Below are 21,856 nucleotides of genomic sequence, written 5' to 3' on the forward strand. Positions count from 1 at the left end.
TAATAGTATTTTAAAAACTGAATTCTCAATAGAAGTTGGGGATTCTAGGGTATAAAAGTATGAATAAAAATATAAAACTTAAAAATTTGTCTCAAAAAGATTTCAAAGAGACATGGGACTTGCAAACTGAATTGTTGGAAAAAATCGTGAAATTAAAAAGAGCGAATAGGCTGGAAGGTGTTGATAAACAGACTCCTAATTATTTTTTATTTGTCGAACACCCACATGTATATACCTTGGGGAAATCGGGTGATCTAAGTAATCTTCTAATTAATGAGGAACAATTAAAAGAAAAAGGAGCTTCTTTTTATAAAATTAATAGAGGTGGTGATATAACGTATCACGGGCCTGGGCAAATAGTAGGATACCCAATTTTAGACTTAGAGAATTTCTTCACGGATATTCATAAATATTTGAGATTGTTAGAAGAAACCATTATTTTAACCTTAAGTGATTATGGCATAAAGGCAGGAAGGAGTGAAGGTGAAACAGGAGTTTGGTTAGATGCAGGAACTCCGTTTGCTAGAAAAATTTGCGCTATGGGCATAAGAGCGAGTAGATGGGTTACCATGCATGGATTTGCTTTAAATGTAAACGCTGATCTTGGTTATTTTGATCATATTATTCCTTGTGGAATTAGAGGAAAAGCAGTTACCTCGATGGAAGTTGAATTAGGTAAAAAGATTTCTGAAGAAGAAGTAAAAGAGAAAATTTTAAAGCATTTTAAAATCTTATTCGAAGTAAAAGAATTTATTGTATAAAAAAAGAGGTTGACAATCAACCTCTTTTTATGTGATTAGCTATACTGGTTATTATCTCTTTGCTTTTACTTCAAAAGACAATTCAACTAAATCATTGATAAATTTATCTTTTAAATTCTCAAAAATTTTCTTTGATTTGTATTCAACACCGAATTCGGTACGATCAATACTAAAGTTATCACTTTTGAAAGTAACAGCTTCATTATCTTCAGTAACGGTTGCTGGAATGGTAACACTTTTAGTGATATCTCTAATAGTTAAGTTCCCTGTAACGTATAGCTTTCCTTCCTTAATTTCAGAACTCGCAACCATAAACTTGGTGGTTGGAAATTTTTCAACATCAAAAAAGTCAGCAGATTTTAAGTGTTTCTCTAAATTATCTTTGCCTTTACCTTCTAAGTCAGTACAAACGATAGAATTCATGTTTACGGTAAATTCACCAGCTGTAATGATTCCATTTTCTATTTCTAGTGCACCATTTTCTAGGGTCATAATTCCGTTATGTGATCCAGTTGGTTTTGAACCTTTCCAAGTAAGTGAAGATTCAGCTACGTTTGCTTTATAAGAATTAATTACATTCTCTACCTTTTTTACGTCTTTAACTTCCTCTTTTACTGCAACCTTGTTTTTATCATTTTTACAAGAAACAGCAGTTAATGCTATAAAGGCAATTGCTATAATTGATTTTTTCATAATATGTATGATTTTTAATAATTGAATACGTATTTCTAGTTTCAACAAATGTAAATAAAAAATAGTTTCCTTGGAAATTATTTTCTTTTTAATAACTGATTGATAACATAGGAAGCTGCTTGCAATCCAAAAGCAGCTGGCATATAACTAATGGTTCCGTAATATGATTTTTTATAGTTGGTTCCATCTGTTAGTTTTAAACTATTAGATCTTTGAATTTCTTCAGAATATACTGCTCGAACACCTTTATCAACTTTTAATTCTTTCAGACGCTTGCGAAGGGTTCTAGCCATTTTACAGTTTTTGGTTTTACTGATATCTTTTACTTTCACCTTTGAGGCATCGAGTTTTCCTCCAGCGCCCATTGAGCTTACTATTTTAACTTTTTTTCGTCTAGCCGCTACGATTAAATTTAGTTTAGGTGTAATACTATCAATACAATCTAATATATAATCAAATTTAGGGTTTATGATTTCAAAAGCGCGTTCAGGGGAAAGGAACTCTTCAAAGACGGTGAGCTCTATTTCTGAATTAATATCCCGTATTCTATCTGCCATCACCTGAGCTTTTGATTTACCTATAGTACTGTCTAGTGCAGGTAATTGACGATTTTTATTGGTTATATCAAAAGCGTCTCCATCAACGATGGTCATCTTTTGTATGCCTGCTCTGGCAATAAATTCTGCAGCATAGGAACCAACACCTCCTAAACCAACAATTAAAATGTTTGCGTTTTTAATTTTTTCAATACCTTCTTTTTGCACTAGTAGTTCGGTGCGTTCTAACCAACTCATAACGTAAATATTCTATTAAAGTTTTGATTTATTTTTTCTTGGATTAATGTAATGTCTGTTTGTTTAATTGTAGCAAATTTATTGTAAATGTCTTTAATACCTTCATTAGAATTATCAGTTTCCAATAAAAAATTCTCTAAGGGTATTTCTTTAATAAGATTTTGAAGTTTATCGTTTGTTAGTATATTAGCTCCTATAGATAGTGTAATATTATGCTTGATTAAATCTTTTGCAATCTGAAGGTTTTTAGTAAAACCATGCAATACCCATGATTGTGTTGGATTTAATTCTTTCTTTAAATTAATAAGGTCATTAAAGCCTTTTACACAATGTATAATTAAGGGTTTCTTATAGTTTTCTGATAGCTGTATCTGTTTTTTAAATACGTCAATTTGTACGTTATAATTGACGTTTGAAAGTTTATCTAAACCACATTCTCCAACCGCAACACAATTTTTTAAATTTAATTTTTGTTCTAATTTTTCAATGGCTACAGTTATTTTTTCTTCTAAAATATACCAAGGATGGATTCCAATGGAGAACGGGGTATTGATTTCTTCTGAATCAGGAAATGTATTGGTTATAGCAATAATATTCGGACGTTCTTGCTTGTAATGGGTATGAGCATCAGTAAACATCATGGTATAACATATGCGTTTTTACTCTTTGTTTTTAGAATCAATGATGATAGTTACAGGGCCATCATTTAGCAGTGCTATCTTCATGTCGGCACCAAACTCACCAGTTTGTATTTTTGTATTCAAATCAGTTTCGATTTGCTGTATGAATTGCTCGTAGATAGGAATAGCTATTTCTGGTTTAGCAGCTTTTATATAACTAGGGCGATTCCCTTTTTTGGTTGACGCATGTAATGTAAACTGACTAACTACTATTATCTCTCCTTGAATATCAAGAACAGATTTGTTCATTATTCCGTTTTCATCGTTAAATATTCTAAGATTTGTGATTTTCTTAGATAGCCAACTAATATCTTCAGTGGTATCTTCATCGACAATACCCAGTAAAATAAGTAACCCCTTTTTTATGTGTGCTACTTTTTGATGATTAATTGTTACGCTAGCTTCACTGACTCTTTGTATTACAGCTTTCATAGTTTAATAGTGAATGTTTAGATTAATTACTTCCAAATATCCGTTCTGTAATTTTCTTCTTCTCCTTCTAAAATCTGCAGATAACTTTTATATCGTGACCAAGAAACCTCATCATTTTCTAGAGCTTCTTTTACAGCGCAGTTGGGTTCATTTATATGGATACAGTTGTTAAATTTACAGTGTTGTTTAAGGGCAAAAAACTCAGGAAAATAATCTCCTAGCTCGTCTTTGTCCATATCAACAACACCAAAACCTTTGATTCCTGGAGTGTCGATGATTTTTGCATTAAAACTAAGATCAAACATTTCTGCAAAAGTTGTGGTATGTTGGCCTTGTTTATGTTGCTCAGAAATTTCTTTTGTTTTTAAGTTTAAGTGTGGTTCAATCGCATTCACTAAAGTTGTTTTTCCTACTCCTGAATGACCAGCAAACATACTTACTTTATTAACCATTAATTCTTTGATAATGTTAATATTTTTGTTTTCAATAGCAGATACTTCTATGCATGAATAACCTATTGCTTCGTAAATGTCTTTAAGGTATAAAATTTCAGCCTTTTGATCAATTTCGTAAGAGTCAATTTTATTAAAAACTAATACAACATCAACAGAATAAGCTTTTGCGGTTACCAAAAAACGATCTATAAAAGTGGTAAACGTAGGAGGGTTATTAATGGTAATTAGCAGAAAAACTTGATCTATATTGGCAGCAATAATATGAGTCTGTTTTGAAAGGTTAACCGACTTACGTACGATAAAGTTTTTACGTTCTTGAATTTCTGTAATCACTCCTGTTTCATCATCAGTTTTTGTTTCTATTTCAAATTCAACAATATCTCCTACAGTAATAGGGTTGGTACTTTTAATACCTTGCATTCTGAATTTTCCTTTGATTCTACACTTGTAGAAATTGTTTTCTGATTTTACCCAATACCAGCTTCCTGTTGATTTATATACCGTTCCAATCATATAACAAAGATGAGAATAAAATTTGAATGTTAAGATCATATTTTTCACGTAAATCCCTAATTGTATTGATGAGATAGCCTTTTTTGTGGTATTGTAAATGAAAACAATAAGTATGGTTTATTGTTGATAGAATGGAATTGTTGAGTGCTAAAATGACATAGAATACATCATTGGTTCTCAATGGTTAAAATTTCAAGTTATAAATCATTTTACAACTGTATCGTATAATGCTGTTTTTAGTGATACATCATATGAATAATGAAGGGATCCTGTCTATTATTGTTATTGATCAAGGGTTTCACTAGATTTATTGACTTGATAGTGAATGACGCTATGTTTACTGTGATAACAACATAAAATGTTAAAAAATAATTATACTTAAATTATTTTTATACATTCGCTTCTCATATTAAAAAAATTATATTATGAAAAAAAATCTAGTAGCCTTAGTTTTCGTTTTATTTGTGGTGTTTTCTTTAAAAGCTCAAAAGTATGAGTATAAGATTATAACAAGCGTAGAGTCAATTGTACCTAACGGACTTGGTAGATCAAGGTTAATGTCAACGAATGAATCAAGAAACTACAAGGATTATACCTCAACTCGATCTGAAGAAAAAGATAAAAGAAATAAATCTAGTAGATCAGAGATTAGAGTTAAAAATTTTGATGAAACAAAATTGTTAAACTTTTTTAATATAGGAGGTATTAGGTTTCAGAACATTGTTGCAAATGATGCCATTATTACTTCGAAAATCAATACTATGGTTGAAGAAGGATGGGATTTAGCTTTTGTTAATAGTGGAACTGAAAGTTATGGTGGTAAAGGCGATAAGAATGGAATTTTTGTTACTCGATTTATTTTTAGAAGAGCAAAACAATAAATTAAAAACAGGAAGTAAAAAACGAAATTTTGCACCTATTTTAAGCCAGAAAAAACCTCATTTTATAACTATAAAATGAGGTTTTTTCTTGGTCAAAAGTGTTTTGTAAATCGAATTTACAACTATGGGTGGTACTTTAATTATTGATAATTTTCTCTTGATGATTTATACTTTCTTGGTGAATAGCTTTAAACATCTTTAGAACAAATTCTTCACTCAGGCCTTTTCGTTCACCTTCCAAAATCATATTTCCTAAAATTTCATTCCATCGTTTAGATTGAAGTACAGCAACATTTTTATCTTTTTTAAGCACACCAATTTTATCGGCTATTTTCATTCTTTTCCCTAATGTTTCAATCAGTAGGTTATCGGTAATGTTAATCTGAGCTCTCAAGTTATCAAGAGATTCTCTATATTTCTGATCCGATGTTGTCTCTTTTCTTACTTTAAGGTCAGTCATCATTTGTTTTAACGCATTTGGAGTTACTTGCTGAGCAGCGTCACTCCATGCATTGTCTGGGTCTATATGTGTTTCAATCATAAGTCCGTCATAATTTAAATCTAAAGCAGTTTGAGAAACATCAAATACCATATCTCTTTTACCAGTAATATGAGAGGGATCACAGATTAATGGTAGGTCTGGAAACTTGTTTTGAAATTCAATAGCCAATTGCCATTCAGGAATGTTTCTGTACTTTGATTTTTCATAGGTAGAAAAACCTCTATGAATTGCGCCCAGTTTTTTGATGCCTTTTGAATATAATCTTTCAATACCTCCTAGCCATAAAGCTAAATCTGGGTTTACAGGATTTTTAACTAATACAATTTTGTCTGTACCTTCTAATGCATCTGCAATTTCTTGCATAATAAATGGACTAACGGTTGAGCGTGCTCCGATCCATAACAGATCAACATCATGTTCTATTGCTAATTTTACATGAGTAGCATTGGCTACTTCCGTACAGGTTTTTAAACCTGTTTCTTCCTTGACTTTTTGCAACCATTTTAATCCTAGTGCACCAACGCCTTCGAAATTACCAGGTCTAGTTCTTGGTTTCCATATGCCTGCACGGTAATAATTCACATCCGAATCTTTTAATTCATGCGCTATTTTTAAAACCTGATCTTCAGTTTCTGCGCTGCAAGGCCCTGCGATTACTAGTGGGTGTGATAAGTTCATATCATTTAACCACGTTCTGAGTTCTTTAGAATTCTCCATGTTGTTTCTGAAATTAGGCCTCTTCTACAAGAATGCCGTTTAAAATTTGTTTTATATAGTTTGTGTTTTCCATTTCTTGATAAATTTCCTCGAAATTATTGTCAAGCATTAGTTCTCTGAATCGTTGTAAATTAGTAATGTATTCTTCTAAAATTTCCACTACATTTTCTTTGTTTTGTTTGAAAATTGGAGTCCACATGGCTGGTGAACTCTTTGCTAAACGAACAGTGGAAGCAAAGCCACTGCCGGCCATATCAAAAATATCGCGTTCATTTTTTTCTTTTTCAATAACTGTTTTTCCTAGCATAAAAGAACTGATATGAGATAAATGTGAAACATATGCAATATGTTTGTCGTGAGATTTAGGATCCATATAGCGAATGCGCATTCCAATTTTTGAAAAAATTTCTAAAGCTTTTTCTTGAAGTTTAAAGGCCGTTTTTTCTACTTCACAGAGTATATTTGTTTTGCCTCTGTATAAATTTGCGAGTGCTGCTTTTGGTCCTGAAAATTCGGTTCCAGCAATCGGATGTGTTGCTAAAAAATTTCTTCTGTTGGGGTGGCTTTCGATGGCTTTACAAATATCTTCTTTTGTCGATCCTACATCAAATACTAAGGTGTTTTCAGAAATGATATCTAATACCTTGATGGTTAGTTTTAAAGAAGTATCTACCGGAACTGAGATGATAACTACATCAGCATGTATTAAATCGTTAAAAGTAGCGCTGTGTTGAATTATCCCCATCGATAGACCTTCTTTCAAGTGATCTTCATTCGAATCGATACCGTATAGGGTACTATTGTCAAATTCTCGTTGGATATCGAGCGCTAAACTTCCGCCTATCAATCCTAAACCTATTACAAATACATTCATTTAAAATCGTGTTATTGCTTCTTTAATTTTGTCTTCTGGAACACATAACGAAAACCTGATATAACCTTCACCCTGACTGCCAAAAATAGTTCCTGGTGCTACAAATATGTGTTTGTTGTATAACAAGTCGTCAACTACTTTTTCCGACGCTAGCCCCTTTGCTAATTTTGCCCAAATAAACATACCAGTGGCATCTTTGCTGTATGAGCAATCTAAAATATCAGCTAACTTAAATAGTAATTTTTGTCTAGATTGGTATATTTTGTTTTGTTCAGCAAACCAGTCATTACCCATTTCTAGTGCTTTAATGGCTCCTTTTTGAATCGCATAAAACATTCCTGAATCCATCTGTGTTTTTACTTTTAAAACCTCCTTTATAAAATATTGATTTCCTATTAATTTACCAACACGCCATCCTGCCATGTTGAAAGATTTGCTTAGAGAATTGAGTTCTAGAGCTACTTCTTTTGCTCCGTCAATTTGCAAAATACTTTTCGGTTGATCATTCAATATAAAACTATACGGATTATCATTTACGATAACGATGTGGTGTTTTTTTCCAAATTGAATCAATCGTTCATATGTTTCGTTCAAAGCTCTTGTTCCTGTTGGCATATGCGGATAATTTACCCACATTAACTTTACTTTGGTTAAGTCGAGCTTTTCTAGCTCGTCAAAATTTGGTTGCCAATTGTGACTAGCATCGAGATTGTAGAAAACAGATTGAGCTCCTATTAAATTAGTAACCGAACTATAGGTTGGATATCCAGGATTTGGAATTAAAACTTCATCACCTTCATTTAAAAAAGCCAAAGAAATATGCATAATCCCTTCTTTACTTCCCATTAAAGGGAGAATTTCGTTATCAGGATCTATAACGACGTTGTATTTCTCGTTGTAAAAATTAGCTATGGCATTTCTGAACTCAGGTAACCCTTGATAACTTTGATATCTATGAGCGCCTACATCTGTTAAGCTATTTTGAATGGCTTCTATAACTGATTTAGGCGGGGGCAAATCTGGACTTCCGATACCCATGTTAATAATGGGCTTTCCTGAAGCAGCTAATTGCCGTACTTCCTTTAATTTTTTAGAGAAGTAGTATTCTTGTATGGTTTGTAAACGATTTGCAAACGTTATCATGATCTTCCGTTTTTATATTCACCAAGTATTTTAAAGTCATTGGCCATAATTTCTATAATAGATTTCACTTTTTTATAGTCTTTGTAAGCATCGAAAGTGACATCGACAAAAAAAGCATACTTCCATGGAGTTTCGACGATAGGTAATGATTGAATTTTAGTAAGATTCAGCTTGCAGTCGCTCATTACATTGAGCATTGTTGCTAAACTACCTCTTTTATGATCTAGTTCAAATCGCAACGAAGCTTTGTTTATATTGTCGATACCATTTTCAGGTTTTTCGGTTTGAAGAATTACAAAACGAGTTTCGTTATTTTTTATCGTTTGAATTTCATCTTCAAGTACTTCTAAACCAAAAATTTCAGCGGCTATTTTAGGAGCTATAGCAGCCACACCTTTTATCTTTTGTTCCGAAATTGTTTTTGCAACGGCTGAAGTATCAACGTCTTCCACTACTTTAATGAACGGATGCTTTTTTAAAAAATCTTTACATTGCAATAGTGCCATAGGGTGCGAACAAACTTCTGTGATATCTTCAATACTTTGATTGGGCAAAGCCATTAAATGATGGTGAATAGGCAAATAGTACTCTCCAGCTATATGTAGGTTGTTCTTGTCTATTAGTGCGTAATTAGGAATAATCGACCCAGCAATAGTGTTTTCTATTGCCATGATAGCTTCATCAGATTTATTAGCTAATAAACTATCGGTTAAAATGTCAAAAGATAAACACTCATTAATGGTAATGTTTTTACCATAATAATTTTGTGCAACAATATGATGATTACTTCCTTGAATTCCTTGGATGGCTATTTTCTTCATTTTAGTGTAAAAAAAAAGCCTCGATGTTATCGAGACTTTACATTTATATTATTTTTTACGTTAGTTAACAATATGGTATAAAGTCTCTTCTCTTACTAAAAAAGTAAAAGTAAAAATAGAAACCTTGCCATACGTTTTGTAACATCCGTTATCTTGTTTTGTTTATTCCTGACAAATCTTAGAAATTAATTTGATATAACCAAACTTTTGTGAAAAAAAAATAAATCTTTAAAACCCGATGTTTTTTTTGAGCTCTTGAAGATGTTGAGTTTATGTTAAAGTGTTGATTTTAAATAGGGTTGTATAATCATTAATTAAACAATATCAAAATTATAACTGAATTGTATGCAATTATGATAGCAGTGATAAAAAGCTATCGACAACTTGTAAAATAACGTATGTGTAATATTATTTTTTTTGAAACAATCCATATTGCCTCTCCAATAAAAATTACTTCTCAATCAATTTAAGAGCCTTGGTTATTTCTGTTTGTGGCATTTTACAGGTACCATTGGTGCAAACATAAACAAAGGTTACTTTCTCAACGAACTTATTTGCCAATAAAGGTAGTTGACTCGTGTTTTGTGTTGTTCCAGCAATGATGATGTTCGGAATATATTGTTGTAAAAGCTCTTTGTTTACAGCGTTGGCATTTTCTCCAGCAATTGCCACTTCATAATAGGGTCTGGTATAGTTTGTTAGTAGATGAAACCAATTGGAAAAACTGGAGGGTGTTTTCGACATATTATGCTGCATGTTTTTCAGCATTTGCTCTGCTAGTTGGTTCATGGTAGAGTCTGAAAAATAGTGCCCTAGTTTAAAAAGGCTTTTTGCCAAGATAGAGTTTGATGAAGATATCACGCCATCAGTTACTTCCCTCTTTCTAGAAATTAAACTAGTGTCTTCGTCGGAAGTAAAAAAGAACATCCCTGTTTGTTTGTCAAAGAAATGATCTAGGGCATAGTCTAAAATCTCCTTGGCTTTGAGTAACCATTTTTCATCAAGACTTACTTCATACAAAGAGATAAAGGCTTCTATTACGGTGGCGTAATCTTGGGCATAACCATTAATGGAGCTCTTTCCATTCTTGTGATTTCGGAACAAACGCCCGTCTTTTTGTACTTGATGTTTGAGTAAAAACCTTGCATTTTTGATGGCGATTTTTAGGTAAGCCTCATCTCCAAAAGCACGGTAGGCGTCTGCATAACCTTGTAACATTAATGCATTCCAAGAAGTAAGTATTTTATCATCTGTATTAGGTGGAACTCGTTGTGATCTAGCTTTATGTAGTATCGATTTCCAATCAGCAACTTTGGACGTTAATGTTTCGATGGTCAATCCATGTTTTTTAGCAAATTGGGTATCTGATTCGTTTCGAATTAGAACATAGGTGTTGTTTTCCCATAATCCCTTCTCGTTAATGTTGTAATATTTTTGGAAAAGATTAAAATCTTTTCCTAACAAGGTTTTTAATTCTTTTTGTTGCCAGCCGTAAAAAGCACCTTCTTCCATCTCGCCATGAATGTTTTTACTATCGGCGTCTAACGAAGAGTAGAAAGCACCGTTTTCTGTAGTCATTTCTTGACTTATAAAGTTTAAGGTTTCAACCACCACTTTTTTATAAAGCTCGTTTTTCTCTTTTTGATAGGCTTTGGAATATAAACTAACGAGTTGACCATTGTCGTACAACATTTTTTCGAAATGAGGAACGTGCCATTGTGGATCAACGGAATATCGTGAAAAGCCACCACCGATATGATCGTAAATACCTCCATAAGCCATTTTAGTAAGCGTAGTGTTCACATAGGTATTGATAGTGTCATTTTTAAATTGATAGTCATAGCGTAGTAAAAGATCTAATACATTGGGAAGTGGGAATTTTTGTGTTCGTAAAAAACCACCATTTTTAAAGTCTAGTTGCATTTTTAACGAGTCTACAGCTGCTTTTACCATGTTTTCCTTAAAATTAGTAGTTTCTCTGTTTACCGTAATCAAATCGGTATCTTTCATTCCTTTCGTGAGTCGTTCGGCAAAACCAATAACTTTTTCTGGATCATCTTTATAGAGTTTTACGATATCTAACAGGATTTTTTTCCATTGTTTTTTAGGAAAATAAGTGCCTCCAAAAATGGGTCTACCATCTGGAAGTGTAATGCAGTTCAATGGCCATCCTCCGCGTCCAGTCATTAATTGAACTGCAGTCATATAGGTCTTGTCAACATCAGGGCGTTCTTCTCGATCGACTTTAATATTGATAAAATGATCATTCATGATTTGCGCTATGGAATCATTTTCAAAACTCTCTTCTTCCATGACATGACACCAATGACAGGCAGAATATCCGATGGAGATAATCATTAGTTTGTTTTGTTTTTTTGCCAACTCTAGGGTGTTATCATTCCAAGCTCTCCAGTTCACTGGGTTGTATGCATGTTGTAATAAATACGGACTTGTTTCCTTGATTAAGTCGTTGGATTTTTTTGAATTTGTTACGCTACAGCTAAACAAAAAAGAAAGAAAAAAAATGAAAACTATTATTTTGAAAAATGAATTCAACGTATTAGGCTTTAATTAAAGTATATGATGTTTGTAAAAGTAGCAATTATTAGTGAAAGATCATTATACCATTTACCATTAGAATTTACCGTAATAAAACGTCCTTTTTCCCTTTCTATTTTAATTTAAAAAGAAATCATAGCTACTGTTATTATTGATTTTTCTATCTTTTATAAAGAAAAAAATACTCATTTTCTTTTATAGTAAATTCAAACAATAACTGGTATTAGTTACTTATTGTTATGGTTTTTGTCTTGAAAGATGCTGCCGTAGGATACTTTTTTACAGTGTTTCTGGGCTTTTCGTATGTATTGCAACAATTGTTTTAGCCTTCGACACAATCGTTTTATTAAGATAGCTCCCCAAAAAGTACTTTTATGTTCAACTAAAATTATAACAATTAAATCTATAATAAACGTAATACATGAAAACAAGTTTTACCAATAGTATATTAATTTTTGCATTTATCCTAACATTGTTCGTGTTTGGCTCATGTTCACCTAAAAAACATCAAAACGAAAATCCGTTATCTTCATCTGAAATGGAGCATAAAATAGATAGCATATTAGGGATGTTAACACTTGAAGAGAAAGTTGCAATGACACATGCGCAGTCTAAATTTAGCACAAAAGGTGTTGGCAGATTGGGGATTCCAGAAATATGGATGGCTGATGGGCCTCATGGAGTGAGAGCAGAGATTAGTTGGGATTCGTGGGATTATGCAGGCTGGACAAATGATTCTATTACCGCTTTTCCTGCGCTAACTTGTTTAGCGGCATCTTTTAGTCCAAACTTGGCAGGAGAATTGGGTTTTAGCATTGGTGAAGAAGCGCGCTATAGAAAGAAAGATGTACTATTAGGACCCGGTGTAAATATCTATAGAATGCCACTAAATGGAAGGAATTTTGAGTACCTAGGAGAAGACCCGTTTTTAGCGTCTACCATGGTGGTGCCTTATATAAAAGGAGTTCAGGAAAATGGAGTTGCAGCCTGTGTAAAGCATTATGCCTTAAATAATCAAGAAAAGTGGAGAAGTGAAATTAATGTTGAAGTTAGTGATAGAGCTTTACATGAGATTTATTTACCAGCTTTTAAAGCTTCTGTTGAAGAGGCAGGTGTTTGGTCTATGATGGGAGCTTATAATAAATTTCGTGGACAATACACTACCCATCATGAATTACTAACAACAAAAATACTAAAGCAAGATTGGAATTATGACGGTGTTGTTATTAGTGACTGGAGTTCTGCTCATAGTACCAAAGAAGCGGCTTTATATGGATTAGATATAGAAATGGGTACTGGTACGGATGGTCTTGGAACGACAACGTCGAATCATTATGATAAGTATTTTTTAGCAAATCCGTTTTTAGAAGCTATAAAGAAAGGGGAACTTAGTGAAGGTTTACTTGATGATAAAGTGCGAAGAATTTTGCGATTAATGTTTAGAACAAACATGAAAAAAAATAGACCTTTAGGTAATATAAATACCAAAGCGCATCATAACGTAGCAAGAAAAGTGGCTACTGAAGGAATTGTATTGCTTAAGAATGAGAATAATTTTTTCCCTATTAAAGATAAAAAAGGCATAACGATTGCTGTGATTGGTGAAAATGCAAAACGTTCAATGACTGCTGGAGGAGGATCATCAGAATTGAAACCCAAATTTGAAATTTCGCCGTTAGAAGGAATCAAAAAAAGATATAAAAATGCAACTATTATTTATTCTATGGGATATGAAACAGGACCCTCTGTATATGATGTCATCATGCCTGCAAAATTGAATCAAGATTCTTTAAGAGTCGCGGCAATTCAGACAGCTAAAAGAGCAGATATAGTTTTATATGTTGGAGGTTTAAATAAGAGTCATTTACAGGATTGTGAAGGAGATGATAGACAATCGTATGAACTGCCATACCATCAAGAGCGTCTTATTAACGATCTTAAAAAAGTAAATTCAAACCTAGGTATGTTGTTGCTTACGGGTAATGCGGTTGAAATGAATTGGCTACCACAAGTAAAAGGTTTGTTGCAAACTTGGTATTTGGGTAGCATGGCAGGAGCTGCTATTGCTGATATCGTTAGCGGAGATGTTAATCCTTCCGGAAAATTGCCTTTCTCCTTTCCAAAGAAGCTAGAAGATAATGGAGCTATTTCTTTTGGGAAAACTTCGTATCCTGGGGTAAATTTTTCACAAGAGTATAAAGAAGACATTTTAGTTGGTTATCGTTGGCATGACACTAAAAATATTCAGCCTCAATATGCTTTTGGTTATGGGATTTCATATACAAATTTTGAATTGTCGGGTATAGAAACAAATAAAGAAACATACACTTTAAAAGATAAAATAGAGGTTAGCTGTGAAGTAGTAAATACAGGAAGTCGTGAAGGAGCGGAAGTGGTTCAGGTGTATATTGGCAAAGAGGATTCAAAAGTAAAAAGAGCCACAAAAGAACTTAAAGGGTTTTCTAAAATTCATCTTAATAAAGGAGACAAAAAAACAACGAACATAGCTATTGATGTTTCAAGATTAGCGTACTATAATGAAGAGATTTCTGATTGGACAGTAGAAAAAGGAACCTATATAATTTATGTTGGAAATGCATCAAACAACATTTCAAAAGAATTAAAAATTGAAATAGAATAAGTGCTAATACCGATCCGTAGGTGAAATTATTCAATCATTTTCTTGGGTTCATACTTCTATTTTACCTATAGATCGGCATTCATGCTACATAATTATAATTGATAAATTAATATCAAAATTTTATAAATCAATAATTTATAAATAAACAGTAAAGTTACTTTACTGTTTGTTTTACTTTTACATATGTTTAAAAAAATCGTAGGTCTTTTGCTTCTTATTGTTTTATTTGGAAAATGTGGTTTCCATCCTGAGAAGAATTCTATTTCAAAAGTGTCATTAGCCTATAAGGCTAATGCTATGCTTGGAGAAGGCGCAATATGGAATCACAAGCTGGGTTTGTTATACTGGATAGACATTGAAAAGAAGGAACTCCATGTATACAATCCAAGAACCAAACAAAATAAAACAATTAGTACCACGTCTAGAATAGGTACCGTTGTACCTATTAATAATTTTGAAGTGTTAGTTGCTCTTGAAGATGGCGTGTATAGGCTAAATATTAATACGGAGGATAGCTCTTTATTTTATGGTATGAAAGATATCCTTGTTGATAGTAGGTTAAACGATGGTAAATGTGATCCTGCCGGTCGTTTTTGGGTAGGGTCTATGCACTTGCAGCAATTAAAGGGTAAGGCCAATTTATATTGCTTAAGCGATCAAGAAAATTTAACCAAAAAAGTTGAGGGTGTCACTATTTCTAATGGAATTGTTTGGACATCTGATAAAAAAACAATGTATTATATAGATACGCCAACCTTACGTATTTTAAGATATGATTATGATAATATGACTGGAGCTATTTCTAACCCTACTGTTGCTGTTCAGATTCCGAAAGAGCTTGGATTTCCTGACGGTATGGCAATTGATAGTGAAGATATGGTTTGGGTAGGTATGTGGAATGGAAATGCTGTTATACGATTCAACCCTAAAACAGGGAAGATAATCACAAAACTACCAGTTCCTGCTCATAATGTCACTTCATGTGCGTTTGGGGGTGAAAATTTAGACACTCTTTATATCACCACAGCAAGAATTGATATGACTCAAAAAGAACTGGAAAAATACCCTTTAGCAGGGTCTGTTTTTAAAGTTACTCCAGGTGTAAAAGGAGTAAATACGAGTTTCTTTAAATTGAAAGAGTAATTTTACCCAATTTTACAAAGAGTATTTTACACCCCCTTTTTAGACTTTTTTGTTCGGAAAAGGGGGTGCTTTGTATAGTAATATTTTTAGTGATTTTATGGTGTAAAATAGAACTTATATTTTGTGATTCTTATACCGTAATTGTAGATAGTTAAATTGTTATTACGGTTGTTTCGTGTATGAGTAATTCGCTTCTAGCGTTGTTTTAGAACTCCCTCCTACAAATATTTTAAAGTCCCCATATTCATATTGCCATTCCCCTTTAGTATCATAAAAACCGAGTTCTTTTTCTCCAATAGTGAAAGTTACTTTTTTAGTTTCATTGGGTTTTAATTCAATCAGTTCAAATCCTTTCAGTTCTTTTATTGGTCGAACAACACTGGCAACCATGTCACGAATATACAGCTGTACAATTTCTTTGCCTTTTGTATTACTGGTGTTTGTAACATCAACCAAAACAGCTATTTCTTGATTTGGATTTATGGATACTTCTATGTTTTCATAGTTGAATTTTGAATAACTAAGACCATGACCAAAAGGAAATAATGGTTCATTTTTCTCGTCGGAGTAATGTGACCAAAATACATTTCCTTCTACATTAACAGGTCTTCCAGTATTGTATCTGTTATACATAATAGGTATTTGACCTACTGATCTAGGAAAAGACATGGTTAATTTTCCGCTTGGGTTATAATCTCCAAATAGCACCTCTGCAATAGCGTTACCGCTTTGTGTTCCTAGTTGCCAGGCTTCAACTATTGACGGTATATTTTGCGCCGCCCATGGAATAGCCAAAGGTCTACCGTTATTAAGAACCAACACCACTTTTTTATTAACCTTATAAATTTCTTCTAGTAACTCCTGCTGTACTCCGGGCAGTCCTAATTGTGTTCTGCTTCTCCCTTCTCCACTTTGAAACCCATGTTCTCCAAGAACAATCACTACAACATCTGCATGTTTAGCTGTTGAAATAGCTTCTTTGAATTCACGCTTATCATAGCTTACTTCAGCTTCATTGAGAAATCCAGGGTTTTGTTTAAGTACCGGAGTTCCTTTTTTATACATGATTATATTATTCGAATATTCCTGTAGCCCTTCTAAAACAGAAATAGCAGAGTTGGCTTCTGCCGCACCTCGCCAACTTCCTATCGGGCTATCTTTATCCGCGGCTAAGCTACCTATCAAGGCAATTTTAAGACCTTCTTTTTTTAGAGGAAGTAATTGCTGTTCGTTTTTTAGTAAAACAATAGATTTTTTAGCTATATCTAATGCTGCTTGTTGATGTTCTGGTTTTCCAATACTTTTTTCACGCTCTAAAGAGCAATATTTATAGGGGTCTTCAAATAGCCCGAGTTCAAATTTTACTTTTAATATTCGTTTTACGGCATCATCTACTACTGATTCCTTAACGACTCCATCTTTCACCAATTTCACTAATTCTTTAACATACGCATAAGATTCCATATCCATATCAGAACCTGCGTTAACGGCTATGGCTGCTGCCTCTTTTAAATTTTTTGCGTAGCCATGAGGAATCATTTCTTTCAGAGAGCCCCAGTCAGAAACCACAAACCCTTTAAAGTTCCATTTGTCTTTTAAAATGGCACGTTGTAAGAATGTGTTTCCTGTAGCAGGAATCCCATTTAAAATATTGAAAGCATTCATAAATGTTTTTACACCGGCATCAGAAGCTGCTTTAAATGGTGGTAATACATGGTTGTATAGGGTAGATGTTCCAATATCAACCGTATTATAATCTCTGCCGGCTTCTGCGAAACCGTATGCCGCAAAATGTTTTGCACAAGCAGCAATAGTGTTATTCGCTGAAAGATCTTCTCCCTGAAAACCATTAACTCTGGCTTCTGCGATTTTAGCAGCTAAAAAAGGGTCTTCACCTGCGCCTTCCATAACGCGACCCCAACGAGGATCTCTTGATATATCAACCATAGGGGCAAAAGTCCAGTTAATACCAGCAGCAGCAGCTTCATCTGCCGCTACTGCCGCTGATTTTTGTATCGCTTTTAAATCCCAACTAGCAGATTCGGCTAAGGGAATTGGACTGATAGTTTTGTAACCGTGGATGACGTCAAAACCTATAATTAATGGAATGCCTAAACGCGTTTCTTCAGTAGCTATTTTCTGAACTTCAATTACGTTTTTTACCCCTTTGACATTAAGCATGGAGCCTACCCAGCCTTTTCGAAGATGATCATATTTCTTTGCGGCATCTCCAGTCTTTGGGATTGGTCCAGTAACATCCCAAAATCCATTATATTGGTTCATTTGCCCTACTTTTTCTTCTAATGTCATTATAGTTAATAATGAATCTACCTTTTTATCAACAATCGATTTAGAATCGTTTTTAACAGGTGACGTGCAATTAGTTATTAACGAAATGACGGTAATAAGGATACTTAATTTACTTAGACTGATGTTCATTTGAATGAATTATTTATATTGTAGTTAGTGTTTATTTTAGTATTGGTCATTAGAACGACCAACAGATGTCCATTCCTAATAAATCAGGGAGGTTTTTAGATACTCATACCATTTACCATTTGAATCTACCGTAATAAAACGTTCTTTTTCCCTTTCTGCTTCAATATAAAAACAAATCATAGCTATTGCTGTTATTGATTTTTCTATCTTATATAAAGAAAAAAACACTTATTTTCTTTTACAGTAAATTCAAACAATAACTGGTATCATTTGTTGGTACTCGTAATTGATTTTGTGAAATCGTATCTACTTGATCGTTTTTTAATAAAAATTATGGGGTAGACATTACATTTGTACCTTGTGTTTCCGAGTATTCTGGTAGCGATATAACTTATACTAGTTTAACGTTGAATTTCTCTATTACTGTTATGATATTTGTCATTGTTTTAAGGGTTCATTATTTTCGGATTTCTGAAAGAAGACGTACATGCTCATTATTTATTCCGACTAAAATTCCGTTGGTTTCATTTTTTCCAGTTTTACCTAGTTGAATGGTTTTTAATTCTTTTACATTCCAAGGTAAAAAGACGCCACTTTTATTGGTTGGGCAAACTTTATAACTAAAATCAGGTTGTCCGTTTAACAGTAAACCGATAGAAGCGTCTGCTCTTGTCGTTTCAATCTCTACATTGAATTTATTTCCTGCTAGCAGTATATCTTCAATTCCATCTTTATTAAAATCCTGAACTAAAATGTCTTGAATTGTAGAAAACTGTGATTGGTAGGGGAGTGGTTCAACAGATAATACGCCATTATTATTTTTTAACAAGACACTTTGAAACATTTGTGCTTCATGTTTTTGAGAATCGTTATTTGAATTACTTAAAATGGTTCCGATGTCTGCCTTAGCAAATGCTGTATAGGTTTTAAATTTTTCAGATAGCACTGGAAGCTGTTGGGTAGAGCACTCTTTACCGCGTATAGGGACGATTTTATTTTTGTAGGTTTTAGCCAAAAATACGTCATTGGTACCGTTATTATCATAGTCAGAAACATATGCGTAGAATGGATTTTCTTCGGAGGCTTTAAATTTATAATTCTCTCCCAAATTTCCCGCTAAGAAATCTATATCCCCGTCGTTGTCTATGTCTTTTGCTGTGATAGTGTTCCACCAACCACTGGTGTTTTTTAGAGACGGAGGAACCCTTGTTTTAAAAATACCATTTTCAAAGGATGCCATCGTAATTGGCATCCAATCACCAACAATAAGTAACTCTTTTTGATGGTCTCCATCAATGTCATTCCATGTAGCATCCGTAATCATTCCTAAATACGCTATATCTGAAGCTACTGTTGAAGTAACATCAGAGAATATGCCATTGGAATTGTTTAGTAGTAAACTTCGTGGAGATTTTAGATATTTTCCAGGAACAACTCTTCCTCCAACAAATAAATCAAGATCACCATCATTGTCATAATCTAAAGGAACAATAGTACCACCACTAGAACGGATAACAGGTAAGTTGTTGGATTTTTTAAATTCACCCTCTCCATTATTTAAATAGAGTCTGTCTTGATGCATTGCGGAATTTTCTGGATATTCGTTACTCCCACTTACTACGTACAAGTCTATAAACCCGTCACTATTGGCATCAAAAAATAAAGATGCTGTATCTTCGAATGCGGTATCATTTAAAAAGCTTTCTTGACGAGATTCGATAAAAGAGTTGTTTTCTTGTTGAATAAATAGTTTGCCTGAAAAACTTGTGGAAGCTCCTAAATAAAAATCTTCTAAACCATCGTTGTTTACATCTGCAACAGCAATTGTTGGGCCTTCTGCTGATAATTTATGTGGGAGTAGTATTTGATCTTTATAATCATTAAACGAATTTTCGATATGGTTTGCCGTCTGCTTTGGAAAGGCTTTTTTGGTGATATCCGTAAAAATAGATTCTTTATGTTTTTTAGTACTTTTAGAGTTTGAGTTAAAAGCATTGGTGTAATTAATCTGTATGGTTGTATTGGATTTTACCTTTGTCAGAAGATTCTTTTTCCCATCGGGCCAAATCACTTTTATAGAATCTAAGTTAATTTTGTTTTTTAAACCAAAATGTGCAACTGGGTCAACAGAAGATAAATACCCTCTAACATTTTTCATTTCATGATATTGGATATGATCTTTGTGGTATAGTGTTATTTTGGCTCCTAAGCCAAGCGTGTTTTTTTTAGGGCCGTGGAGTTTTATTTTAAGGTAATTATTGTTGTTTTTTTCAGCATTGTTCCTGTAGATAAATGCAGGGTCGTTGATGTTGTTTACCACCAAATCTAAATCGCCATCATTATCTAAATCACCAACGGCTGCTCCATTAGAGAAGCTTAGTTCTTCTAAACCCCAATCTTTTCCTTTTGAAGAGAATTTCAAATCGCCTTCATTTTTATAGATATAATTAGCAATTTTATTTTCTTTGAAGATGTTAACAATATGCTTTAAGTTTTCAAGCTTCGATCTGTTTTTCTTTTCCTCAGAAGCTATGTATTTTGTAAATTCTTTAGAGGCATCTTTATCAAAAACATCACGTCTAAAACCATTAGAAATGAATAAGTCTCTGTTTCCGTCATTGTCAAAATCACTTCCTAAGCAAGACCAGCTCCAATCTGTTTTTGCCACTCCTGCTTGTTGACTTATTTCACTAAAGAAACCATTTCCATTATTTATTTGTAGCATGTTGTGCATGTATTGATAATGATTTCCTTGTGCCAAAATTCTTTGGTATCCATCTACATTCATGCTAGCCATATTTACCTTTGCTCTTTCATGGTCTGATGGAGTCATTTCAAGTTCCACGAGGTCTTCATATCCATCGTTATTGAAATCGACAACGTCAACCCCCATCCCGTAAAAGGCTACATGGTTGGTTATGTTTTTGATGTTCTGTGTGAATGTTTTATTTCCGTTATTTTTAAAAAAATAGTCGCTTTCAAAATAGTCATTGGCTACATAAATATCTTGGAAACCATCATTGTTAAGATCTGAGGTAATCAAGCCTAAACCATAAGAAAATGTTTGGTCTATTCCAGATTCTAGACCAACTTCTTTGTAGAGTCCATTTTTATTTTCAAAGAGTTTGTGTCTGAAAAGTGGGTGTTGATCTTTTCTTCCTTTGGCAACTCCATGATGTGATAGGTTAAATTTTTGAGGTCTGTTAACAAGGTATAAGTCGAGATCGTTATCGTTGTCAAAATCAAAAAAAGAAGCCATCATAGAAAAACCGATATCTGCAATTCCATAAGCTTTTGCTTTTTCTGTAAATGTAGCATTACCGTTATTGATAAATAATAAATTGGCACGTTCTTTATTTGATCCTTTCCAACCTCCTCTGCACACGTAAATATCGAGTAATGAATCTCCATTTATGTCCACCATTACAACTCCGTTATTCCACCCAAATCTTCCTGCCACGCCAGCACTTTTGGTAATATCTTTAAATTGAAAATTCCCTGTGTTCAAATACAGTTTATTGGGTACTTGGTTTCCTGTGAAATAAATATCTGGTAGACCATCATTATTGATGTCTCCAATAGCAACACCGCCTCCGTTGTAGGCGTAATTAAAAACCATAAAGAAGTTGTTTAGGCTTTCGGAAATTTTATTGTTAAAAGTAACACCGCTTTCGGAAGCAGTTATCTTGGTGAAAAGAGTTTCTTTGGGGGTGTTTTTTATAACCTTATTACGAGCGTTCTTTTTACAAGAAACCAGAAAGCCTAAGGTTATAATCACAAGGTAATGTAAGATCCGGGTGTTGTACAT

16 protein-coding genes are annotated in these 21,856 nt (G+C 33.4%); 4 read left to right on the plus strand and 12 right to left on the minus strand.

Annotated features, from left to right (window positions below; all coding sequences use genetic code 11):
• Window positions 1-59 precede the first annotated feature (59 nt).
• On the plus strand, window positions 60-761 hold the full coding sequence (gene lipB / locus AC2TDS_RS15320) for a lipoyl(octanoyl) transferase LipB (protein WP_484736454.1): 702 nt from the start codon (window positions 60-62) through the stop codon (window positions 759-761).
• Between the two features lie 51 nt (window positions 762-812).
• Here lipB and AC2TDS_RS15325 read toward each other — a convergent pair whose 3' ends face one another.
• The 5 genes from AC2TDS_RS15325 to rsgA form a co-directional block, all read right to left on the minus strand.
• Window positions 813-1,454, minus strand: coding sequence for a YceI family protein (locus AC2TDS_RS15325; protein ID WP_484736455.1), 642 nt, complete (start codon window positions 1,452-1,454; stop codon window positions 813-815).
• Window positions 1,455-1,531: 77 nt separating this feature from the next.
• A complete protein-coding gene (locus AC2TDS_RS15330) occupies window positions 1,532-2,248 on the minus strand; it encodes a tRNA threonylcarbamoyladenosine dehydratase (RefSeq protein ID WP_484736456.1) in 717 nt (238 codons plus the stop codon).
• Window positions 2,245-2,889 carry a TatD family hydrolase gene (locus tag AC2TDS_RS15335; protein ID WP_484736457.1) on the minus strand — a complete coding sequence of 215 codons (645 nt, stop codon included), beginning with the start codon at window positions 2,887-2,889 and terminating at the stop codon, window positions 2,245-2,247. Before AC2TDS_RS15335 ends, AC2TDS_RS15330 begins: the two co-directional genes overlap by 4 nt.
• 18 nt (window positions 2,890-2,907) lie before the next feature.
• A complete protein-coding gene (gene dtd / locus AC2TDS_RS15340; protein WP_484736458.1) occupies window positions 2,908-3,360 on the minus strand; it encodes a D-aminoacyl-tRNA deacylase in 453 nt (150 codons plus the stop codon).
• A gap of 26 nt (window positions 3,361-3,386) precedes the next feature.
• Window positions 3,387-4,328 carry a ribosome small subunit-dependent GTPase A gene (gene rsgA / locus AC2TDS_RS15345; RefSeq protein WP_484736459.1) on the minus strand — a complete coding sequence of 314 codons (942 nt, stop codon included), beginning with the start codon at window positions 4,326-4,328 and terminating at the stop codon, window positions 3,387-3,389.
• A gap of 425 nt (window positions 4,329-4,753) precedes the next feature.
• Here rsgA and AC2TDS_RS15350 point away from each other — a divergent pair, with 425 nt between their 5' ends.
• On the plus strand, window positions 4,754-5,209 hold the full coding sequence (locus tag AC2TDS_RS15350; RefSeq protein ID WP_484736460.1) for a hypothetical protein: 456 nt from the start codon (window positions 4,754-4,756) through the stop codon (window positions 5,207-5,209).
• Window positions 5,210-5,345: 136 nt separating this feature from the next.
• Here AC2TDS_RS15350 and AC2TDS_RS15355 read toward each other — a convergent pair whose 3' ends face one another.
• From AC2TDS_RS15355 to AC2TDS_RS15375, 5 genes are all read right to left on the minus strand, one after another.
• Window positions 5,346-6,428 (minus strand): chorismate mutase, encoded by a 1,083-nt coding sequence (locus AC2TDS_RS15355; RefSeq protein WP_484736461.1) that lies wholly within the window; start codon window positions 6,426-6,428, stop codon window positions 5,346-5,348.
• Between the two features lie 13 nt (window positions 6,429-6,441).
• On the minus strand, window positions 6,442-7,302 hold the full coding sequence (locus tag AC2TDS_RS15360; protein ID WP_484736462.1) for a prephenate dehydrogenase: 861 nt from the start codon (window positions 7,300-7,302) through the stop codon (window positions 6,442-6,444).
• A complete protein-coding gene (locus AC2TDS_RS15365; protein WP_484736463.1) occupies window positions 7,303-8,445 on the minus strand; it encodes a pyridoxal phosphate-dependent aminotransferase in 1,143 nt (380 codons plus the stop codon).
• On the minus strand, window positions 8,442-9,266 hold the full coding sequence (locus tag AC2TDS_RS15370; protein WP_484736464.1) for a prephenate dehydratase: 825 nt from the start codon (window positions 9,264-9,266) through the stop codon (window positions 8,442-8,444). Before AC2TDS_RS15370 ends, AC2TDS_RS15365 begins: the two co-directional genes overlap by 4 nt.
• 450 nt (window positions 9,267-9,716) lie before the next feature.
• Window positions 9,717-11,774 carry a thioredoxin domain-containing protein gene (locus AC2TDS_RS15375; RefSeq protein ID WP_484736465.1) on the minus strand — a complete coding sequence of 686 codons (2,058 nt, stop codon included), beginning with the start codon at window positions 11,772-11,774 and terminating at the stop codon, window positions 9,717-9,719.
• Between the two features lie 472 nt (window positions 11,775-12,246).
• Between AC2TDS_RS15375 and AC2TDS_RS15380 the strand changes: the two genes are divergently transcribed.
• Complete coding sequence (locus AC2TDS_RS15380) at window positions 12,247-14,466, plus strand: beta-glucosidase (protein WP_484736466.1); 2,220 nt, start codon at window positions 12,247-12,249, stop codon at window positions 14,464-14,466.
• A 183-nt stretch (window positions 14,467-14,649) separates the two neighbouring features.
• The gene (locus tag AC2TDS_RS15385) at window positions 14,650-15,609 is read left to right on the plus strand and encodes an SMP-30/gluconolactonase/LRE family protein (RefSeq protein WP_484736467.1); all 960 of its coding nucleotides are present in this window, start codon (window positions 14,650-14,652) and stop codon (window positions 15,607-15,609) included.
• Window positions 15,610-15,771: 162 nt separating this feature from the next.
• Here the strand turns inward: AC2TDS_RS15385 and bglX are convergent, their stop codons facing one another.
• Both bglX and AC2TDS_RS15395 read right to left on the minus strand, forming a co-directional pair.
• The gene (gene bglX, locus AC2TDS_RS15390; RefSeq protein ID WP_484736468.1) at window positions 15,772-18,048 is read right to left on the minus strand and encodes a beta-glucosidase BglX; all 2,277 of its coding nucleotides are present in this window, start codon (window positions 18,046-18,048) and stop codon (window positions 15,772-15,774) included.
• Window positions 18,049-18,505: 457 nt separating this feature from the next.
• Entirely contained in the window at window positions 18,506-21,826 is a 3,321-nt protein-coding gene (locus AC2TDS_RS15395) for a VCBS repeat-containing protein (RefSeq protein WP_484736469.1), read from the minus strand.
• Between the last annotated feature and the right edge of the window lie 30 nt (window positions 21,827-21,856).

The organism is Tenacibaculum profundicola (genome assembly GCF_057220795.1).